This is a genomic window from Streptomyces sp. SID14478 (assembly GCF_010548525.1).
Lineage (GTDB): Bacteria > Actinomycetota > Actinomycetes > Streptomycetales > Streptomycetaceae > Streptomyces.
Genome location: NZ_JAAGMG010000430.1, coordinates 18,345 through 36,349, shown reverse-complemented (window position 1 = coordinate 36,349; position 18,005 = coordinate 18,345). Strand labels below are relative to the sequence as shown.

At 68.4% G+C, this 18,005-nt stretch carries 21 protein-coding genes; 11 read left to right on the top strand and 10 right to left on the bottom strand.

Translation table 11 applies throughout. The annotated features are described in order from the left end of the window. Positions 1–314 precede the first annotated feature (314 nt). Positions 315–1,055 carry a DUF4239 domain-containing protein gene (locus G3I40_RS14345; RefSeq protein ID WP_164302552.1) on the top strand — a complete coding sequence of 247 codons (741 nt, stop codon included), beginning with the start codon at positions 315–317 and terminating at the stop codon, positions 1,053–1,055. A 225-nt stretch (positions 1,056–1,280) separates the two neighbouring features. Here the strand turns inward: G3I40_RS14345 and G3I40_RS14340 are convergent, their stop codons facing one another. Next, positions 1,281–2,102, bottom strand: a complete 822-nt coding sequence (locus G3I40_RS14340) for an NmrA family NAD(P)-binding protein (protein WP_164302551.1) — start codon at positions 2,100–2,102, stop codon at positions 1,281–1,283. Between the two features lie 104 nt (positions 2,103–2,206). Between G3I40_RS14340 and G3I40_RS14335 the strand changes: the two genes are divergently transcribed. Together G3I40_RS14335 and G3I40_RS14330 are read left to right on the top strand one after the other, a co-directional pair. After that, positions 2,207–2,800 carry a TetR family transcriptional regulator gene (locus G3I40_RS14335; protein WP_203644045.1) on the top strand — a complete coding sequence of 198 codons (594 nt, stop codon included), beginning with the start codon at positions 2,207–2,209 and terminating at the stop codon, positions 2,798–2,800. Between the two features lie 158 nt (positions 2,801–2,958). Further along, entirely contained in the window at positions 2,959–3,384 is a 426-nt protein-coding gene (locus G3I40_RS14330) for a thioesterase family protein (protein ID WP_164302549.1), read from the top strand. Between the two features lie 181 nt (positions 3,385–3,565). Here G3I40_RS14330 and G3I40_RS14325 read toward each other — a convergent pair whose 3' ends face one another. Then, entirely contained in the window at positions 3,566–4,012 is a 447-nt protein-coding gene (locus G3I40_RS14325; protein ID WP_164302548.1) for a hypothetical protein, read from the bottom strand. Between the two features lie 387 nt (positions 4,013–4,399). Next, a complete protein-coding gene (gene arsM, locus G3I40_RS14320; protein ID WP_164302547.1) occupies positions 4,400–5,212 on the bottom strand; it encodes an arsenite methyltransferase in 813 nt (270 codons plus the stop codon). Positions 5,213–5,309: 97 nt separating this feature from the next. Between arsM and G3I40_RS14315 the strand changes: the two genes are divergently transcribed. The 4 genes from G3I40_RS14315 to G3I40_RS14300 all read left to right on the top strand — a co-directional run bounded on the left by G3I40_RS14315 (position 5,310) and on the right by G3I40_RS14300 (position 7,754). Then, positions 5,310–5,693, top strand: coding sequence for a metalloregulator ArsR/SmtB family transcription factor (locus G3I40_RS14315; protein WP_164302546.1), 384 nt, complete (start codon positions 5,310–5,312; stop codon positions 5,691–5,693). Beyond that, a complete protein-coding gene (gene arsB / locus G3I40_RS14310) occupies positions 5,690–6,790 on the top strand; it encodes an ACR3 family arsenite efflux transporter (RefSeq protein WP_164302545.1) in 1,101 nt (366 codons plus the stop codon). Before G3I40_RS14315 ends, arsB begins: the two co-directional genes overlap by 4 nt. Continuing rightward, a complete protein-coding gene (locus G3I40_RS14305; RefSeq protein ID WP_164302544.1) occupies positions 6,783–7,190 on the top strand; it encodes an arsenate reductase ArsC in 408 nt (135 codons plus the stop codon). The genes arsB and G3I40_RS14305 overlap by 8 nt, the downstream gene beginning before the upstream one ends. A gap of 258 nt (positions 7,191–7,448) precedes the next feature. Continuing rightward, positions 7,449–7,754, top strand: coding sequence for a hypothetical protein (locus G3I40_RS14300; protein WP_164302543.1), 306 nt, complete (start codon positions 7,449–7,451; stop codon positions 7,752–7,754). A gap of 409 nt (positions 7,755–8,163) precedes the next feature. Here the strand turns inward: G3I40_RS14300 and G3I40_RS14295 are convergent, their stop codons facing one another. Next, on the bottom strand, positions 8,164–8,667 hold the full coding sequence (locus G3I40_RS14295; RefSeq protein WP_164302542.1) for a MarR family winged helix-turn-helix transcriptional regulator: 504 nt from the start codon (positions 8,665–8,667) through the stop codon (positions 8,164–8,166). Positions 8,668–8,758: 91 nt separating this feature from the next. Here G3I40_RS14295 and G3I40_RS14290 point away from each other — a divergent pair, with 91 nt between their 5' ends. Continuing rightward, positions 8,759–9,661, top strand: coding sequence for an NAD(P)-dependent oxidoreductase (locus G3I40_RS14290; protein WP_164302541.1), 903 nt, complete (start codon positions 8,759–8,761; stop codon positions 9,659–9,661). A 178-nt stretch (positions 9,662–9,839) separates the two neighbouring features. On the opposite strand, the gene G3I40_RS14285 is transcribed toward G3I40_RS14290, so the two are convergent. The 5 genes from G3I40_RS14285 to G3I40_RS14265 all read right to left on the bottom strand — a co-directional run bounded on the left by G3I40_RS14285 (position 9,840) and on the right by G3I40_RS14265 (position 14,466). Further along, positions 9,840–10,181 carry a DUF4387 domain-containing protein gene (locus G3I40_RS14285; protein WP_164302540.1) on the bottom strand — a complete coding sequence of 114 codons (342 nt, stop codon included), beginning with the start codon at positions 10,179–10,181 and terminating at the stop codon, positions 9,840–9,842. A gap of 4 nt (positions 10,182–10,185) precedes the next feature. Continuing rightward, positions 10,186–11,547 carry an acyclic terpene utilization AtuA family protein gene (locus G3I40_RS14280; protein WP_164302539.1) on the bottom strand — a complete coding sequence of 454 codons (1,362 nt, stop codon included), beginning with the start codon at positions 11,545–11,547 and terminating at the stop codon, positions 10,186–10,188. A gap of 47 nt (positions 11,548–11,594) precedes the next feature. Continuing rightward, positions 11,595–12,824 carry an MFS transporter gene (locus G3I40_RS14275; protein WP_239091727.1) on the bottom strand — a complete coding sequence of 410 codons (1,230 nt, stop codon included), beginning with the start codon at positions 12,822–12,824 and terminating at the stop codon, positions 11,595–11,597. A 159-nt stretch (positions 12,825–12,983) separates the two neighbouring features. Next, positions 12,984–13,700 (bottom strand): GntR family transcriptional regulator, encoded by a 717-nt coding sequence (locus tag G3I40_RS14270; protein WP_164302537.1) that lies wholly within the window; start codon positions 13,698–13,700, stop codon positions 12,984–12,986. 97 nt (positions 13,701–13,797) lie between these two features. Beyond that, entirely contained in the window at positions 13,798–14,466 is a 669-nt protein-coding gene (locus tag G3I40_RS14265) for a TetR/AcrR family transcriptional regulator (RefSeq protein WP_164302536.1), read from the bottom strand. Positions 14,467–14,630: 164 nt separating this feature from the next. Between G3I40_RS14265 and G3I40_RS14260 the strand changes: the two genes are divergently transcribed. Then, positions 14,631–15,704 carry an alkene reductase gene (locus tag G3I40_RS14260; RefSeq protein ID WP_164302535.1) on the top strand — a complete coding sequence of 358 codons (1,074 nt, stop codon included), beginning with the start codon at positions 14,631–14,633 and terminating at the stop codon, positions 15,702–15,704. Positions 15,705–15,944: 240 nt separating this feature from the next. Here the strand turns inward: G3I40_RS14260 and G3I40_RS14255 are convergent, their stop codons facing one another. Beyond that, positions 15,945–16,352 carry a DUF1003 domain-containing protein gene (locus G3I40_RS14255; RefSeq protein ID WP_164302534.1) on the bottom strand — a complete coding sequence of 136 codons (408 nt, stop codon included), beginning with the start codon at positions 16,350–16,352 and terminating at the stop codon, positions 15,945–15,947. Positions 16,353–16,615: 263 nt separating this feature from the next. Here G3I40_RS14255 and G3I40_RS14250 point away from each other — a divergent pair, with 263 nt between their 5' ends. Together G3I40_RS14250 and G3I40_RS14245 are read left to right on the top strand one after the other, a co-directional pair. Beyond that, complete coding sequence (locus tag G3I40_RS14250) at positions 16,616–17,245, top strand: hypothetical protein (protein ID WP_164302554.1); 630 nt, start codon at positions 16,616–16,618, stop codon at positions 17,243–17,245. Positions 17,246–17,255: 10 nt separating this feature from the next. Then, a complete protein-coding gene (locus tag G3I40_RS14245; protein WP_239091726.1) occupies positions 17,256–17,990 on the top strand; it encodes a CBS domain-containing protein in 735 nt (244 codons plus the stop codon). Positions 17,991–18,005: the final 15 nt, after the last annotated feature.

Below are 18,005 nucleotides of genomic sequence, written 5' to 3'. Positions count from 1 at the left end.
GTGCCGCCTGGGGCAGCTGTGCCGCCGGGGCCCGGCCGGGCTCCCGCCGTGGTTCCCCCGCCTGCACGGCCCCAGCCGCCTCCGGTCACGAGACAGCAGCCCCCGGCACGGCAGCCTGAGGCGGCGCCGCGCCCCCTGCTGGGGCGCTTCGTGCGGCCGGATCACACGCCCACGGGACTCGGCGTGCTGACGGCCCTCTTCCTCATCCTGCTGCCCGCCGCCCTCGCGGCTGCCGTGTTCGGCTCCCGAAGACTCTGAGGCCCCGGACCCTTGAGAACTGTGCCCCTTGTGACGTCACGGAACAGGACCCACCGATGATCGAAACGCTGGCCGTCGTCCTCGGCGTCGCCCTGCTGGCCGCGTCCGTCGTCCTTATCAAACACCGCTTCTGGCCCCTGGGCCCGGACGACGAACCCCGTGAGGACGTCGCCGAGTACATCTCCATGATGGTCGGTGTCCTGTACGCGCTCGTCCTGGGCCTGGCCCTCGTCTCGGTGTGGGACACGCATTCCGGCGCCGAGGACCACACCGCCACCGAGGCCAGCGCCGCGCACCAGATCCATCTGCTCGCCGCGGGCCTGCCCGCCGCCCAGGCCGACCGCATGCGCGGCGACATCGAGGCGTACATCCGGCACGTCACCGACACGGAGTGGCCCGCCATGGCCGAGCGAGCCCCGCTGGATCCGGCCGGCTGGCGACTGCTCGACGCGGTACGTGCGACCGGTCAGGTTCCCGCGAACGCCACTCCTGCCCAGCAGGCCACAGGGCAGGAGACGTTGGCGCAGTTGAGCGTCCTGGACGAGGCGCGGCGCGGCCGCGAGTCCGATGCCGCGGAGCGGCTGTCGCCGATGATCTGGCTCGGCCTGATCGTCGGCGGCGTCCTCACCATTGCCTTCATGTTCATGTTCGGTGTCACGCGCAGCTTCACGCATGTCGTGATGGTGATGGGCCTGTCCGCGCTCATCACCTTCACCGTCCTGCTCATCCATCAGCTGGACACGCCGTTCCACGGTCTGTTCGCGGTCGAACCGACCGCGTTCACGCGCTATTTCTGACACGCTTTGCCCGCCCGCGGGCGCGATCGTGGCAGTCAGGTCGCTGCAGAACCCGAGCAGGCGCAGCAGCCGGTCGGATGCACGGGGCACCACGACACGGGCGGATCGGCGTGCAGGCTCTTCGCGTTCGGGCAGCCGAGCACCGTAACCGTCCCGGGTGGACGCCCGATGCGGTGGTGGATGCCCTGGTCCCCTGCACGCGGCCGATCCCCTGGGATGGATCGCTCAGCGGAACTCGGCGGTGCGGTCCGCCGCCCATTGCTCGAAGGTGTGGCCGCGGTGACCGAGGATGCGCTCCAGATCCGGGGCGACAGGTGTCGGGTTGTCCACGCACGACGCGAAGTAGCGCAGCAGGGAGTCAGCGATCTCCTCAGTCATCCAGGGGCCGGAGAGCATGGCGTCACGGGCGGCTGGGTGCGAGATCTCCTCGTAGCGCAGGGGGCGCCCGAGCACCGCACCGAGGATGCGGACTTGCTCCGAAAAGCTCAGCGCCTCGGGTCCGGTCAACACTGGTGTCTCGCCGGACGGAAGCGCTCCCGTCAAGGCGCGGGCGGCGACGGCGGCTATGTCGTCCTCATGGACAGGTGCGGTGACTGCCTGGGCATACGGACCCACGACCGTGTCGCCGGCCTTGACCTGGCCGATCCACTGCCGGGCATTGGCGGCGAAGGCGTCGGGCCGCAGATGGACGAACTCAGGAGCGACGGACCCGGCGGCGGCTTCCAGTTCGCGGTGACGGTTGGCCACGGCGTGATGGCTGTCGCCGGACAGCACGGACGAGGAGGACAGCGTGACCACGCGTGTCACCCCCGCCGCCTTGGCGGCATCGAGCAGGGTCCGCTCGCCCCGCCACAGCGCTGCCGGGTTCACGAACACTGACGTGACGCCGTCCAGGTCGGGATGTGCACTGTCGCAGGACTCGACGCCTGGCGGAAAGCGGGCGGCGCGAGGGGTGCGGGTGAGGGCGCGGACGGGATGGCCGGTGGCGGCGAGAGCGGCGACGAGGGGGCGGCCGACGGTGCCGGTGGCTCCGGTGATGAGGATCAAGGTTCTCTCCGTTCAGAGTGCTTCATCCACCTTCAACCATCTGGATGAATTCGTCAATCATCCAGATGGTTGACTCCGTGAACTGCGCCGATATCCTTGCTCCCATGAATCCGCCCGCCCGACGCCGGGCCGCCGACGCCATCACCGCCGCATCCGAGGACTCCCGGACCCGGCTTCTGGAAGCCGCGAAGGATGTCTTCGCCGAGAAGGGATACGCCGGAGCCCGGGTGCAGGAGATCGCCGACCGTGCGGGCGTGAACAAGCAACTGATCAACTACTACTTCGGCGGCAAGAACGGGATCTACGCCGAGCTGGGCCGCCGGTGGTCGAAGAGCGAGACCGAGCTGCAGAACCCCGAACTTCCCTACGACGAGCTGGTCCTCGGCTATCTGCGCAACAACTTTGCGGACCCGCGCGGCGTACGTCTGGCGGCATGGTCGGAGCTGACGGGACGCCCCGAGACGGCCGAGCCGGCGACGGAGGACCTCGCCGACATCGAGCGCCGGCAGGCCGAGGGCGAGTTGAGCGACACGATCAGTCCGGCCATGGTCATGCTGCTGTCCCAGGCGCTCGTCATGGCCCCGCACCTGATGCCCGACGCTGTGCGCCGCATCTTCGGCAGCGACGCGGTGGACCCGGGCTTCCAGCGCGACTACACCGAGCAACTGGGGCGCGTACTGCGCCTGTTGCGCGCCTGATCTCCGGCGGCGCGCTGTGGCGCGTGCGGCGTGGATGCGGGCGACACCGCCCCGAGACTCCCGTGATCATGCCGATAGGGTCTGAGGCCCACGTCCGTCCGGCGTCGATGTGACGCCTGCGGACGAGTCAGCGCCCCAGACGCAAAAGGACCTGCGTGATGTACACCCACCCTCTTCAGCTGCGATGGGCTGACGTCGACTCCTACGGGCACGTCAACAACGCCGTCATCTCCTCCTACCTCGAGGAAGTTCGTGCACGGCTCCTCGACGACCTCCTCCCGTCTGAGGAGGCAGAGCGCCGCCGGAAGGCGTTCGTAGTCTCCCAGTTGGAGATCGCCTTCAAGGCCCCGCTGTCGTACCGCAAGGAGTCCGTGAGCGTCGACGTGTGGGTGATCAGCGCGCGTGGATCCCGCCTTCAGCTCGGCTACGCCGTCCGCGACGTCAAGCGCATCTATGCCACGGCCACCACCGTGATGGCCGCCTTCGATCTGGACGAGGGCAGGCCGAGGCGGCTCACCGACGAGGAACTGGCCTTCCTGGCGGGCTACATGAAGCCTGAGGCCGACGAAGCGCAATCCAACTGACCGCGGCCGCGCCGGCCCTGACTCATTGCACCGTGCCCGGTGACCGCAGGCGGGTGCACGCTGACCGCGGCTGGCTCAGATGGCTGTGGCGTGCGTGTGGACCTGCGCCTTCTGCACGGCTGTCAGGGCGCCGCCTGTGGGCGCCGCCCTGACACGTGGCGCGTCACCGGGGGAGCAGGGCTCAGCCCTTGAGCTGGTACTCGCAGGGCTTGTCCGAGTTACCGCCGTCGTTGTCCGCGACCTGCTTGCCGTCGACCGTGATGGTGCAGGGGGCGGCCTTGAGCATCCCGTCCGGGCCCTTGGTCGAACCGGGCACGACGGACACCAGGACACCGGCCTTGATCTGGGCGTCCTCGAGCTGGATCGTCTGCTTCTTGGGCCAGGGGAGCGTCGCCTGCTCGGTGTGGTTGGTGTCGCCGACCCACATGATCATGGTCGAACCGGTGCCGCCCACGTCGAACTTCACCTGGTGGCGGGCGCCCTTCTTGGCCGGAGCGGAGTCCGATGTGCTGCTGGTCGACGAGGGCCCCTTCGCGGCCGGAGCGGCATCGTCCTTGTCGCTGCCGCAGCCGGTCAGCAGCGCGCCGGCTGCGAGCAGGCTGACGGTCAGAACTGTCGTTGTGCGCATGTGTGTGCGTCCCCGTTGTCTTCGTGATCAGTACGTGTGCGAGGAAGAGGCCGGTTCGTGTACTCGCCGGCCGGTGTTGGCGGGTCGAGTCGCGTCTGCGTCTGCGAATTGGGCTGCAGTGCCTGGTCGTTGCCTCACGCTGTGCAGCGTAGCGGCGCGTAGGTACCGCCCCGGCGATCCCCCCTCGTCAGAGCACCAACCGCCCCCGTCGGCCATCACGGTGACCGATATCAGCGACTAGGGGAGAGCTGTCTCCACTGGCTGGAAGCGCCCGCAGCATCTGCAACACGGCCAACGCCTGAGGTGGCTACGCGCAGGACGGCTGGGCCGACTTTCTTGCGGTCCAGTCGGTCCAGTCGGCGCCTCGGTTCTGGGCCTGATCCGAGGTCACGCCTGGCAGCCGCAGTGCGCGTCCTCGGGCGCCGGCTTGACGACGCCGGTGGGATCCATGACGCGATCCTTGACCGCTCGGACGATGGCGGAGTGCATGCCGTCGGCGACGGCATGGGTCGGGGTGAGTTCGATGTCCGTGAAGCCGGCGGACGCCAGGCCCTCGCGGTATTCGGCGAAGGACAGCGCTCCCGCGATGCATCCCACGTAGTCGCCTCGCTCGGCGCGTTGAGCCGGGCTGAGTGCGTCGTCGGCGACGACGTCCGAGATGCCGATACGCCCACCGGGGGCCAGCACGCGGAACATTTCGGCGAACACGGACGGCTTGTCCGTGGACAGGTTGATGACGCAGTTGGAGATGACCACGTCGATTGTGTTCGCCGGGAGGGGGATGGCCTCGATGGTGCCCTTGAGGAACTCGACGTTCGTAGCGCCCGCCTTCGTCCGGTTCTCCAGTGCCAGGGCGAGCATTTCCTCGGTCATGTCCAGGCCGTAGGCCCTGCCGGTGGCGCCGACGCGGCGGGCCGAGAGCAGAACGTCGATGCCGCCGCCGGAGCCGAGATCCAGGACGCGCTCGCCCTCATGGAGGTCGGCGACGGCGGTGGGGTTGCCGCAGCCGAGAGAGGCAGCGACGGCTTCGGCGGGCAGGACTTCCCGCTCGTCGGCCGCGTACAAGGTTGAGCCGAAGTTGTCGTCGATCTCGATGGCCTTCGGTCCGCAGCAGGCCGTGCCGCCCTCGGTGACCTGGACAGCGGCGGCTGCGTAGCGCTGGCGAACGGTTTCGCGCAGGGCAGGGGAGTGATCGCTCATGGCGTGCCTCCTGGAAGGGAACGGGGTCGGACAGCGTTGCTTTGAAGTTTTTCGATGCAACCTTGCGCCTTGCATCGAAGTTTGTCAACATAGAGGCATGTCGAAACAAGAGACGGTCGTGCTCGGCCAGGACGGGAGCGGCTGCTGCCCCACCCTGCTGACCGCGCCCCTGGGTGAGGACCAGGCAGTCGAGTTGGCGAAGGTGTTCAAGGCGCTCGGCGACCCGGTCCGACTGAGGCTGTTGTCGATGATCGCTTCACGTGAGGGCGGTGAGATCTGCGTCTGCGACCTCACCCCGGCTTTCGACCTGTCGCAGCCGACGATCTCCCACCACCTGAAGCTGCTGCGGCAGGCCGGGCTCATCGACTGCGAGAGGCGCGGCACTTGGGTCTACTACTGGCTGCTGCCCGAGACGACCGACAAGCTCGCCGGCGTCCTCACCCGCCGCGGCCTGCCTGCGGATGCGGAGGCATCCGCGTGAGCGACAGCACTGCAGCTGCACCGGTCGCGGCGCGGCTGTCCTTCGTGGACCGCTACCTGGCGGTGTGGATCCTGGTCGCGATGGCAGCGGGCCTCGGTCTGGGACGTCTCGTTCCCGGTCTCGGGGACGCGCTGGCCAAGGTCACCGTCACTGGTGTCTCACTGCCCATCGCCCTCGGCCTGTTGGTGATGATGTACCCGGTGCTGGCCAAGGTCCGCTACGACCGCCTCGACACCGTCACCCGCGACCGCCGCCTCCTGCTGCCCTCACTGCTGTTGAACTGGGTGTTCGGCCCGGTACTGATGTTCGCCCTTGCCTGGATCTTTCTGCCCGACCTGCCCGAGTACCGCACCGGCCTGATCATCGTCGGGCTCGCGCGCTGCATCGCCATGGTCATCATCTGGAACGACCTCGCCTGCGGTGACCGCGAAGCCGCCGCCGTCCTGGTGGCCCTCAACTCGGTGTTCCAAGTCCTGGCGTTCAGCCTGCTCGGCTGGTTGTACCTGTCCGTACTGCCCGGGTGGCTGGGACTCGAACAGGCCACCCTGGACGTGTCGGTGTGGGAGATCGCCCGCAGCGTCCTGATCTTCCTGGGCATCCCGCTGCTGGCCGGGTTCCTGACCCGCCGTCTCGGCGAGAAGGCCAAGGGGCGCACCTGGTACGAGACCGTGCTGACTCCCCGGATCGGACCGTTCGCCTTGTACGGACTGTTGTTCACTATCGTGGTGCTCTTCGCCCTCCAGGGTGACGCGATCACCTCTCAGCCCCTCGACGTCGCCCGGATCGCGCTGCCACTGCTCGTGTACTTCGCCGTCATGTGGGCCGGATCCATGGCCCTGGGCAGGGCTGTTGGGCTCGGCTATCCGAAGGCGGCGACGCTGGCGTTCACCGCTGCGGGCAACAATTTCGAGCTGGCCATCGCGGTCGCCATCGCCACCTTCGGAGCCGCCAGCGGCCAGGCACTCGCCGGAGTCGTCGGCCCCCTGATCGAGGTTCCTGTCCTCATCGGCCTCGTCTACGTGGCGCTCGCCGCCCGCCGCTACTTCCCCAACTCCACTGTTACGGCAGCCGAATCGGAAGGCGCTGCCCGTGTCTGACGCCACCAGGCCCTCGGTCCTTTTCGTCTGCGTCCACAACGCCGGACGCTCCCAGATGGCCGCCGCATTCCTTACCCACCTCGCCGGTGATCGCATCGAGGTCCGCTCCGCCGGATCCCTGCCCGCTGACCGGGTCAACCCGGCCGTCATCGAAGCCATGGCCGAAGTCGGCATCGACATCACCGCGGCCACACCCAAGGCCCTTACCAACGAGACCGTGCAGGCATCCGACTACGTCATCACCATGGGATGCGGGGATGCCTGCCCGGTCTTCCCCGGCAAGACCTACCTCGACTGGCAGCTCGACGACCCCGCGGGCAGGGATGTCGAAGCGGTCCGCCCGATCCGCGATCAGGTCAAGCAGCATGTCGAGGTACTGATCGCCGGGATCGCGGCATAACCGGCTCTCTGCGTACTCATGCTTGGGCGCTCATGCTTGGGGGAGTGCCGCAGAACCGGACCAACGCCTCTCCGTGCCACCGTCATGAGCGAGGCGGTGTCGGAACTGCCTCCCGTGACCGCGAGCGATCCGTTCGGCATCACCGCCTCCCGCCCGCGACGGTGCAGGCAGATGCATTCCTCTCGCTGCGTAGACTCGGCTCGTGTGTGTGATGTCCGCACGCACACGTACAGTGCCTGTTCGATCGAAGGGCTGAGTGTGACCGACCGGCCTGAGGTTGTGTGTATCTGCGGCTCAACCCGGTTCGTGGACGAGATGCGTGCGGCGAATCGGGAGCTGACCCTCGCCGGGGTCATCGTCCTCGCACCAGGCGAAGCAGACGAGTCGATCACCAACGAGCAGAAGACCGCGCTGGGCGCTCTCCACCTGCGCAAGATCGACTTGGCTGACCGGGTTCTGGTCGTCAATCCCGGCGGGTATATCGGTGAGTCCACGAGCAGGGAAATCGCCTACGCCCGCGCCGCCGGCAAGCCGATCTCGTTCACCGATGCCCCTGACCGGTAGGCCCTTCGTGGTGTGCGCGAGCGACGAGCATCGAGCAACACGACCTCCCCGAAGACATCGAGGAGGCCCGCGTAATCCTGGGCGAGGACAAGCTCGCCCTGCCGGTACTGACCGTCAACGGTGAGCGCGGCATTCCTGCCGCGCAGACTGCCGGAAGCGTGGCACGTGTGGCCGACCCCTCCCGCTTCGAGCTGGACCTCGCTCCCGGTAGCGGCCACACCCTGGGCGAGACGACCCGGCCTGGTACGCCTCCCGCCCGGACCGCTTCTTCCGCAGCTGACGCCCAACACCGACAGCGCCGCACGGGCAGACCGGGCGCTGGGGGTTGGGCGCGCCCGGTCTCGCTCGCCAGAGACACCTGCGCCCTGACATGGGGCCCGCTCTGTCGGGCCGCATTGTGCTCGGGCAGTCAGGCACGTTCCTGGTCGGCGGTGGATGAGCGGTCGGGGATGAGCTGGGCGGTCACGGCCCGCAGGGCGTCGGCGAGAACAGGTGCGGAGCCCTCGGGCAGGTGATCGAGGAAACGCCGGCGCGCACTGGCCTGGTGTGCGGTGCGGGCGCTCTCCCAACAGGACAGGCCCGCAGCCGTGAGGACGGTGACATTGCCGCGTCCGTCGTTGCTGTCCCGTTCCTTGTCCACCAGTGACTTCGCTGTCAGCGCGGTGACGAGCCGGGTGATCCGACTGGGGGTGAGCCCCGTGCGTACTGCGATCTCCGACATGCGCAGTCGGTGCCCCGGTGCATCGTTCAGCACGCTGAGGACGGAGAACTCCGTCAGCGGCAGGGGCGTTGCCTGCAGCATGTCCTCCTCCAGCAGGCGAGGCAGGGCATGGACCAGACGTCCCAGCTCACGCCAGACCTCCGACTCCTGCTCCGACAGCGCCGAATCCGTCGCCTCAGTGGACTTTGTCATGCCTCCAGTTTGCCATGTCCTTGCTTGGGCAAGTTAACCTGCCTAGGTGCTTGCCTGAACAAGTAACCTGTCTGTGAGAACGGAAATCCCCATGAAGATCCTCGTCCTCGGCGCCACCGGATACGCCGGCTTCCACATCTCCCGAGCCCTGCGCCAGGACGGCCACACCGTCCGCGGCCTCACCCGCGATGCCACCAGCAACCGGGCCAGGGAACTTCTCGTCGAGGAGGTCCGCCCCGTCGAAGGGCTGATGTCCGACCCCGAGACTTACCGGGCGGCCCTGGAGGACGCTGACGCCGTCGTGTGCGCCGCCCTCGACATGAGCGACCCGCTCGGCAGCGACCGGCTCCTCTTCCGCACGCTCCGCGAAGTGCAGGCGCGCACCGGGCGCAGCCGCCACCTGGTCTTCACCACCGGCATCACCTTCCTCACCACCACCGGCGACGTCTGGGACGAGCGGACCCCCGCCGACCCCGGCAACCCGCTCCACCTGCGCGCCCAGGCCGAACAGGACCTCGCGGACAGCGGCCTGCCCCACACCGTGCTGCGCCCGACTTTCATCTACGGCGGCAGCGGCCGCACTTCGAAGTCCGCTCAGTGGTTCGCCGCCGCCCGCACAGGGGAGCCCGTCTTCTACGGCGACTCCACCAAGCGGTACACCTGGGTTCACGTCGACGATCTCGCCGCTGCCTACGTCGCCGTTCTGCGGCGGCCCGACGCGTTCGATGGCGAGGTCTTCATGCTCGGCGACGAGCACCAGCCCACGCTCCTTGATGTCCAACGGGCATGCCTGAACGCTGCCGGCTACACCGGAGACATCGTCTTCCAGAGTGCGGAAGAGGGCGGCATGCTGGAGAGCTGCGCCGACCGCGACGAACTCGTCGACAGCACCAAGGCGCGCACTTTGCTCGGCTGGCAGCCGCGTCACCCCGGCATCCTGGAGGACACCCTCACCTATTACGCCGCATGGGATCGAGCACAGTCGCCGAACTGACCCACACGCCCGTCGGCCTCGAGGTCACGTACGTCAAGCTCCAGTTGAGGTGGAAGGCGTCGGCCAGAAGCGTGGCCTGGACGTCGCGGAGGCCCCGGGCCCCGGGCAAGACGGTCAGGAGGCCCGGGCCCTGGGCAAGACGGTCAGGAACGGTCCCAGGACCGCACACGGGTGATCTTCATCGCGCGGTTGGCTGCTTCGCTTCCTCAGCCGGGACGACCTCCATGTCCATCAGAGGGGCGTACTGCTGGCCGGCGTAGCAGTCGGTGTCGTGAAGGCTTCCCTGGGCGGTGGGCCGGGGGAGGGAAACCTTGACGGCCAGGGCCAGGGGGTGGTTGACGACGCGGATGTCCTTGGGGTCGGTGTCGTAGAGAGTGGCGAAGAGGTGTTCGTTGAGGAAGCCGGTGGCGACGAGGGCGTCGTAGGCGTATTGGTCGTGGCACATGAAGTCGAAGGTGAGGGTGAAGGGGCCGGCGTTCTTGGAGCGGACCAGGGAGCAGTAGTCGAGCAGGGTGGTCATGGGGTCAGAGCTCCTCGGTGGTGGTGCGGAAGAGTTCGGTGGGGGTGATGCCGGTGGCGACGTGGTTGAGGGTGAAGCGGTACAGGGGACCGCGGTCCATCTCGGGTGGCGAGTAGGGATAGGCCAGGGTCGAGACGAGTCCGTCGTACTGGGCGAGGGGCAGGTGGCTGCTGGCGTGGGCGACGAACGTGGCGATGGCGTGGGCGGTTTCCTGGTCGGGTGCGGTGACGGTGATCAGGACGCCGAGTTCGCGCGGGGCGAGCGGGTCGGGTTCGCTGCCTGCGAGGACCGTGCCGGTGCCGTAGAGGCGGTAGTCGATGTCGATGTCGGCGGGGTCGACGGTGCCGTTGAAGACGTCGCGGATCTTGGCGTCGAAGTACTGCTTGGCCATCGGCAGTAGCTTGGGCAGCGCGTCGATGACGATGCGGTCGCGGACTCCTCCGATGATGACGGTCTGGTGGCCGACGAGTTGGGAGCCTTCGAGTTTGTTGGTGTAGCCGTCGGCGGGGAGGTAGCGGGCGCCGCGCACGCGGACGGTCTGTTCGTCGACCGTCTCGTAGGTGGCGTCGGTGGTGTCCAGGACACCGGAGGGCTCGGCGATGTGGAACGGATCGGCGTTCTCGTAAAGAGTGTGCGCGGCGACCGAACGTGGCGTCAGGCGGCTGCCGGTGGCCAGGGTGGTGACGTCGAAGTGGTCGTCGCGCAGTGTGACGAGGAGTCCGTTGGCGGAGGGCGGGATGGCGCAGGCGGCGCCGCATTCGATGGTCTTGGCCATGTGCCAGGTCAGGCCGGCATCGGCGCCCCGAAGGTGGGGCAGGGCGGCGAACAGAGCGGTGTCGCTGGCCCGGCCGGCGAGGATGACGTCGCAGCCGGCCCCGAGGGCTTCCTGGATGGGTTCGACGCCCATCATTGCGACGGTGTGGCTGCTCTCGAACAAGTCCCGGTCGATTTCCGGTGCGTTGGCCAGCGGCTGGATCCGGCCGGCGTCGTAGAGGGCCTGGAGACGGTCGGCGGGCTGGTCGGAGTAGATCAGTGCGAGTGTGAAGTGCAGGTTCTCCTCGGCTGCCAGGGTGCGGGCGATGCCCGCGACCCAGTCGACCCCGGAGTCCCGGCCGGAGGTGCCGCAGGAGCCGACGATCAGCGGTACGCCGAGCCGGTCCCGGGCTTGGAGCAGCAGGCGCAGGTCGCGGGTGACGGCCTGGGCGGAGAGCTTCGGGGTGCCGGATCCGAGGGCGGCGGGGCCGGAGTCGGTGGACCCGGCGTCGCAGGCGATCACGTCCGGGCGGGCGGCGACGCCGCGTTCGAAGGCGTCGGCGTCGAATCCGGCGCCGAGGGCTCCGGTGGGGGCCAGGATGCGCAGTTCCATGGGGTGGTGCCTTTCCGGTGTGCGTTGTGCGGCAGCGTGTCGAAGGGTCAGGCGGCCGGACGTTCGGGGGCGCGGCGGGCCAGGCGGGTGAAGACGGCGAAGGTGACGCAGGCGAAGACGGCGGCGTTCAGGAGCATGTAGCGCCAGCTGGTGAAGTCGATCGTGGTGCCGAGGATGGCCGGGCCGAGTGCCATGCCGGAGGCGGAGGCGATCGTGTAGAGGGCGGTATAGGTGCCCAGCACCTTCTGGGTCGGGGCCAGGTTCCACAGTGCGACCAGGGCGTTGACCGCGAACGAGGCGTACCCGAGGGACGAGAGGATCATCGACGCGATCGTGCCGGGCACGCTGGGCCAGGCGAAGCCGACGAGCAGTCCGGCGATGAAGAGGGCCACGCCGTAGCGAATGGCGCGCAGTTGGCCGAGCCGGTTGGAGAGGTAGGCGATCGGCAGTACGCACAGGAGGAAGGCGACGGCACCGGGCAGGGACAGGCCCCCGGCCTCGCCGCGGGTCAGACCGAGGACCTGTGTGCCGTAGGGGGTCATGAGGGAGCGCAGTGCGGACCACATGCCGGCGAAGCAGAAGATCCCGATCATCAGCAGCAGGGTGGGGCTGGAGGGCGAGCGCAGCGCGTCTTTGAGTACGGCCCAGGGGGTGGTGAACTCGGGTTCGTTCTCGGTGTGTTCCTCGGGCAGCAGCGTGTCGCTGTGGCGGCGACCCAGGAAGGCCCAGGAGAGCCCCAGCATGATGAGCATCAGGAGCGGGGGGATGGCAAAGGCGAGGTGCAGGCTGCGGTCGACGACGAGGAGGCTGATCAGTGAGGAGACGACGATGGTCAGGCTGACGCCGGCTTTGATGAAGCCCTGGGCCTTGCTGCGGTGGCCCGGTATGACGTAGTCGGAGATGAGGGTCTCGGTGACGCCCTTGAACGCGTTGGCGATCGCCGCGAACCCCACCACGCAGACCAGCAGCGCCGGCAGGTTCGTGGCCCAGGGGATGAGGGCGAACGGCACGCTGGCGATCACTGCGCCGATCAGCACGATGGGCCACCGGCCGGTGCGGCGGCGGGCGAGTCTGTCGGAGAAGAACCCGACCGAGGGCTGGGTGAAGATTCCCCAGGAGTGGTCCAGGCCCATGATCAGGCCGATCACGCCGGCGGAGGAGAAGTAGTGGCGCAGCTGTTCGGGGACCTGGGCGTCGTAGAAGTTCCAGACCGACTCCTGGGCGAAGACGGCCAGGGCCACCCACAGCACGGCGCTGCGGTTGATGCGCTCGCTCATGGAGTGTGGTGCAGTCGGGGCCGCGGCGGCGGCAGGAAGGGAATCGGACGTCATCACGGCTCCTGTGCTACATGCTATAGCAATGGGTATACCAGTACCGTCGGGCGCGTGCCGACGGTAGGTAACGGACAGGCAGCTGGAGAGAGGGGCGGGGGTGGGTCAGGTGCTGGAGAGCTGGACCAGCGCGGCGCGGTGGTGCCGTGTGGCGAGCTCCTCGGCAAGATCCTCGTCCCGCTCGAGCAGGGCGTGCAGCAGTTCGCGGTGCTCGCGGTAGCGAGCGCGGAAGGCTTCGCCTCGCCCGGGCACGATCTTCATGGTGAGGTCGAGCCGTTCCTCGTCGCTGAACGCGCGGGCCTGGGCCAGCAGGCCCTCCAGGACGGGGTTGGCGACGCACGCCTCCACCTGGTGGTGGAAGAGGCGCAGCTTGCGGAAGACGGCCGTCAGCTGCTCGGCGACGTCGGCCTCCGGCCCCTGCTCGGCCACGGCCTTCTCGATGCCGGCCACGATCAGGTCGGTCTGCGTGAGCAGCGAGACCAGGCCGGTGAGCTGCTCGGCGGTGGCGTTGCGGGCGGCCAGGCGGGCCATGAGTGCGGACAGTCGGACCTCGGCCTCCACGATCTCGGAGCGGGCCGCCCCGGAGTGGTCGGCGATCCGCAGGGAGCGTGGGCCGGCCCGTTCGACGACTTTCTCGTGCACCAGCTGGCGCAGCGCCTCACGGATCGGGGTGGGGCTGACTCCGAGCCGGGCCGCCAGATCACGTTCGGTGATCTTCTCGCCCGGCCGCAGGACGCCCTCACGGATCGCCGACCGCAGCCGCCGGTAGGCCTGGTCGGCCAGTGACGTGGTCTCCATCGGTCCGAGGGCGTCAGTGCTCATGCGACCAGAATGGCTCCTGCTATAGCAAACAGTCAATGGTTGCCGTGGGAATCGTCTGCCTCTGCCCGGCGGGACGAGACCCGGCTGGGGGTGGGCGTTATCCGGCGGGGCGGCAGGGTGGCGTTTCCGGAGCCTCTTCGTGCGGGTTCTTCAATAGGGGCAGCAGGACGCGATCCACCAGCCGCTCCTGCTCGTCACGACCGGGCACGCTGCCCGTGAGGAGAGCATCGAAGAGCAGCTGGCCCAGGGTGAGCTTGAGGCACGCGGGGACGTCTGCGTTCCGGCGCAGCTCCCCGCGCCCGGCGGCCTGCTCCGCGATCGCCGCGCCGACCTCGAGGCTCGCGTGCTCCATCTGGGAACGGGCCGCATCGCGCAGGCCCGGGTGGTCGCGCACGGCTTCCACCAGGCTCACCAGCGATACCCCGTTCCTGCCGCGCAGGGCAGCGGCCATCTCGTGCGTCGTGGCAAGCAGGTCCTGGCGCAGGCTGCCGGTGTCGGGGGCGAGCACGGCGCGTCCCTCCGACTGCCGCCGCAGCGCTTCGGCGACCATCTCGTCCTTGGTCTTCCACTTGCCGTAGATCGTCGCCTTCGACGCGCGTGCGCGGGCCGCCACGGCGTCCACCGTCAGTGCTTCGAATCCCGCCTCGGCCACCAACTCCAGGGCGACGGCCAGGATCGCGTTCTCGCGGGCGCGGCCCCGCTTCGGTGAGCCGGGAGATGCGGCGCCCTCGGCGGGCGGGGCGGAGGAGGAGTTGGTGGGAGACACGCGATCAGCTTACGGCCGACGGCGGGCGGAGGGTTGGCGCCTCGCGGAAATAGTGAACGGTGTCGTACAGTTCTATCGAGCGAGGTTCTGTACGCAATCGTACAGAAGGCTCCGTGGCTTGCAGCCACCCCGTTCCGATCTGTCTCTTCCTGGAAGGCACCACCATGACCACCCCTTTTGACCCCATCAAGGTCGGCCCCTACGAGCTGAAGAACCGCATAGCGATGGCTCCGATGACGCGCAGCCGCGCTTACGGCCCTGACCGCAGCCCCTCCCCAATGGCCGCGGAGTACTACGCCCAGCGGGCGAGTGCCGGACTGATCATCACCGAGGGCACCCAGCCCAACGTCATCGGCCAGGGCTACCCCTTCACCCCCGGCCTGCACAGCGCCACACAGGTGCAGGCCTGGCGCCAGGTCACCGACGCCGTTCACACCAAGGGCGGCGTGATCTTCGCCCAGATCATGCACACCGGCCGCATCGGCCACCCGGCCAACTACGACACACCCCTCACCCCCACCGGCCCTTCCGCCGTCCAGGCTGCCGGGCAGACCTTCACCCCCGCGGGCATGCAGGACTTCGTCGTCCCCACCGAGATGACCGCCGGCGACATCCGCCGGACCGTCCAGGACTTCGCCGCCGCGGCGCGTAACGCGATCGACGCCGGATTCGACGGTGTGGAGATTCACGGCGCGAACGGGTACCTCCTGCAGCAATTCCTGTCCACCAACGCCAACACCCGCTCCGACGAATGGGGCGGCAGCCCCCATAACCGCATCCGCTTCACCACCGAAGTCGTGGAGGCCGTCGCCGCTGCGATCGGCGCGAGCCGGACCGGACTGCGCATCTCCCCGGCGAACCCGTTCAACGACATCGTCGAGGACGACTACACCCAGACCTACCCCCTGCTCGTGGAAGCCCTCGATCCTCTGGGCCTGGCCTACCTCCACGTCATGGAAACCACCGCGCCCGACCTCACACCCCTCCTGCGTGAGCAGTGGAACGGCGTTTTCATACTCAACCCCGCCACCCCCGGTTCGCGCACCGGCGCCGAGCAACTGCCCCTCATCGAGGGCGGCGCGGCCGACATCCTCACCTTCGGACAGCTCTTCATGGCCAACGCTGACCTCCCGCACCGCCTCGCCACCCGAGCACCCCTCAACGAAGCCGACATGAGCAAGGCGTACGGAGGAGACGCCAGCGGCTACACCGACTACCCCGCCCTCGACAACAGCTGAACCCGCTGGGGAGAAGTGGGTCCCGGACTGGCGAGCGGCTCACTCAGACACCCCGCCCGCCCTCCGCTCCCCGGGGCAGTTGCCGCGGGGAGCGTCCAGGTGACCGCCATGCCGGTGAGGTGGACCGGGGCGTCGATGATGTCGAACTGGTCGGAGCGGTCGCCGTCGGTGACCATGCCTCACACGATGCACCGGGCCCACATGTCCGACCGGGCTCTGGGTGACGAGCTGCCCGGGGTGTCACGTCCGACCGGGGTTCTCCACCAGTCGACGGTGGAGCTCTGTCGTCATGGCGTGGATTGCCCGGGTCAGTTCTGTGTTCGTCTTGAGTTCCAGCTCTTGCTCGACGAAGTCGTGGTCGGCCTTTGCCTGTTGGAACTCCGCCTGCCGGTTTTGGCCGATCATGACGAACGTCGACAGGAAAATGGCTTCCAGGGACACGACCAGGGTCAGTGTGGGCCATGGGTCGGACTCCACGAACAGCATCCAGAGCAGGAAGCCGATCGCGTGGAGGTAGACGAAGGTCATCGAGCCGGCGAACTTGGTGATCGCGTCAGCGATGCGGAGCTGAGCGTCGCTCGCCCGCCGGGACCGGTGCGCGGCCACCACGGGATGGTGCCGGTGCGGGACCGTTTCGCGGTGGGTCATCTGGATACGCCTGCTTCCTCGGAGGTCCGGTGCTGAGCGTGGAGGGGTGCATGGTGCCACTCCCACGGCTCCGGGACGAGGCGGGTCGCCGGAACGTGATGACCACATCGGCTTCTCCGCACGGTTTCCGTAGTCGACCGGCCCTCTATTAGGGCCGGTTGGGCCCCGAAGCAGCCCTCCGGCCCAGGGCAGAACGTGAGCCGGGGCGGGAGAGTGAAGAGGCCACCGCACTCGCAGTGGCGGTGCAGGCAGACGAGGTCGCTATGACGGTTCACGGTCATTCGAGAGGGCGAGCCGCGCCGCGGTTCCTTTCACGTAGTAGGACTCGGTCTTCGGCCGCGCAGACGCAGCTCGCCGCCCGGGACACGGAGTCGGTGACCGTGTTCGCGGGGGTGTTCGCGGGAGTACGGATCCTCACCGGGTTCGTCTTTCTCTGGGCGTTCCTCGACAAGACCTTCGGGTGGAGCTATGCGACGCCTTCCGGGAAGGGCTGGATCGATGGCGGATCGCCGACCAAGGGTTTCCTGGGAGCAGTGGCCGTAGGACCGTTGCAGTCCACGTTCCACGGCATGGCGGGTGACGTCTGGGTTGACTGGCTCTTCATGCTGGGGCTGTTGGCCATCGGCATTGCCGTGACGTCAGGGGTGGTGCTGCGGTTGGCCGCGGTGGCAGGCACCGTGATGATGGCGTTGATGTGGGCGGGCGAGTGGCCGCCGGCCCAGCACCTGTCCACCGGTGCGCCGAGCATGTCGTCCAATCCCGTGGTCGACTATCACGTGGTGTACGCCGCGATCCTCATCGCGCTCGCCGTCGGGCATGCCGGTCGCGTGTGGGGGTTGGGCCGTCGCTGGGAACGTATGGCGTTCGTGCGTGACAACCGCTGGCTCGGCTGAGAGGGCGGCCATGATGCGACACAGCAGGATCGGTTACGTGATGACGGGCGACGTCGTGTGCGCCGAGGTCGACACCCCGTTCAAGGAACTGGCACGGCTGCTGGCGTACCACCGGATCAGCGCTCTGCCCGTGGTGGACAGCGACGACCGGGTCCTGGGCGTGGTCTCCGGCAGCGACTTGATGCGCGATCAGACGGCTGAGACGCCGTCCCCGCAGACGGGGCCGAGGTCGCAGGAGCAGACCGAAGGAACCCCTGAACAGGACGGGGGCTCCGCAGGCCCGGACCATTCGGCCGGTCAGTTGATGTCCAGGCCCGCCATCACGGTGCACGCGGAGGACACGGTCGCCGCCGGTGCCCGGGTGATGGCGCGGCACAGCGTGGAGCGGCTGCCGGTCGTCGACGTGGAGGACCGTCTCATCGGCATCGTGACCCGGCGGGACCTGTTGCAGCTCTTCCTGAGGCCGGACGCCCACCTGCACCACGATGTCGTGGAGGAGGTTCTGGTCGGGGCCTTGCGCCTGCCGCCGACGGCAGTTGCTGTCGCTGTGCACGAGGGCGTGGTCAGGCTCACCGGCGAGGTGGAGAGGCGTATCGAGGCCACGGTCGCTCAGCGGATGACCGGGCAGATCGACGGCGTCGTCGACGTCGTATGCGAGTTGACCTGGCGTATCGACGACAGCGTGAGTGACGCGGTGGAGGAGGAACTCGAGCACGTCGCGGATGCCTGGATCCACAAACTCTGAGGACGAGGGGCCGGC

Coding starts and splice junctions, on each gene's coding strand:
- G3I40_RS14345 (WP_164302552.1), top strand. CDS start 315: ATGATCGAAACGCTGGCCGTCGTCCTCGGCGTCGCCCTGCTGGCCGCG.
- G3I40_RS14335 (WP_203644045.1), top strand. CDS start 2,207: ATGAATCCGCCCGCCCGACGCCGGGCCGCCGACGCCATCACCGCCGCA.
- G3I40_RS14330 (WP_164302549.1), top strand. CDS start 2,959: ATGTACACCCACCCTCTTCAGCTGCGATGGGCTGACGTCGACTCCTAC.
- G3I40_RS14325 (WP_164302548.1), bottom strand. CDS start 4,012: ATGCGCACAACGACAGTTCTGACCGTCAGCCTGCTCGCAGCCGGCGCG.
- arsM (WP_164302547.1), bottom strand. CDS start 5,212: ATGAGCGATCACTCCCCTGCCCTGCGCGAAACCGTTCGCCAGCGCTAC.
- G3I40_RS14315 (WP_164302546.1), top strand. CDS start 5,310: ATGTCGAAACAAGAGACGGTCGTGCTCGGCCAGGACGGGAGCGGCTGC.
- G3I40_RS14295 (WP_164302542.1), bottom strand. CDS start 8,667: ATGACAAAGTCCACTGAGGCGACGGATTCGGCGCTGTCGGAGCAGGAG.
- G3I40_RS14290 (WP_164302541.1), top strand. CDS start 8,759: ATGAAGATCCTCGTCCTCGGCGCCACCGGATACGCCGGCTTCCACATC.
- G3I40_RS14285 (WP_164302540.1), bottom strand. CDS start 10,181: ATGACCACCCTGCTCGACTACTGCTCCCTGGTCCGCTCCAAGAACGCC.
- G3I40_RS14280 (WP_164302539.1), bottom strand. CDS start 11,547: ATGGAACTGCGCATCCTGGCCCCCACCGGAGCCCTCGGCGCCGGATTC.
- G3I40_RS14275 (WP_239091727.1), bottom strand. CDS start 12,824: ATGAGCGAGCGCATCAACCGCAGCGCCGTGCTGTGGGTGGCCCTGGCC.
- G3I40_RS14270 (WP_164302537.1), bottom strand. CDS start 13,700: ATGAGCACTGACGCCCTCGGACCGATGGAGACCACGTCACTGGCCGAC.
- G3I40_RS14260 (WP_164302535.1), top strand. CDS start 14,631: ATGACCACCCCTTTTGACCCCATCAAGGTCGGCCCCTACGAGCTGAAG.
- G3I40_RS14255 (WP_164302534.1), bottom strand. CDS start 16,352: ATGACCCACCGCGAAACGGTCCCGCACCGGCACCATCCCGTGGTGGCC.
- G3I40_RS14250 (WP_164302554.1), top strand. CDS start 16,616: ATGACGGTTCACGGTCATTCGAGAGGGCGAGCCGCGCCGCGGTTCCTT.
- G3I40_RS14245 (WP_239091726.1), top strand. CDS start 17,256: ATGATGCGACACAGCAGGATCGGTTACGTGATGACGGGCGACGTCGTG.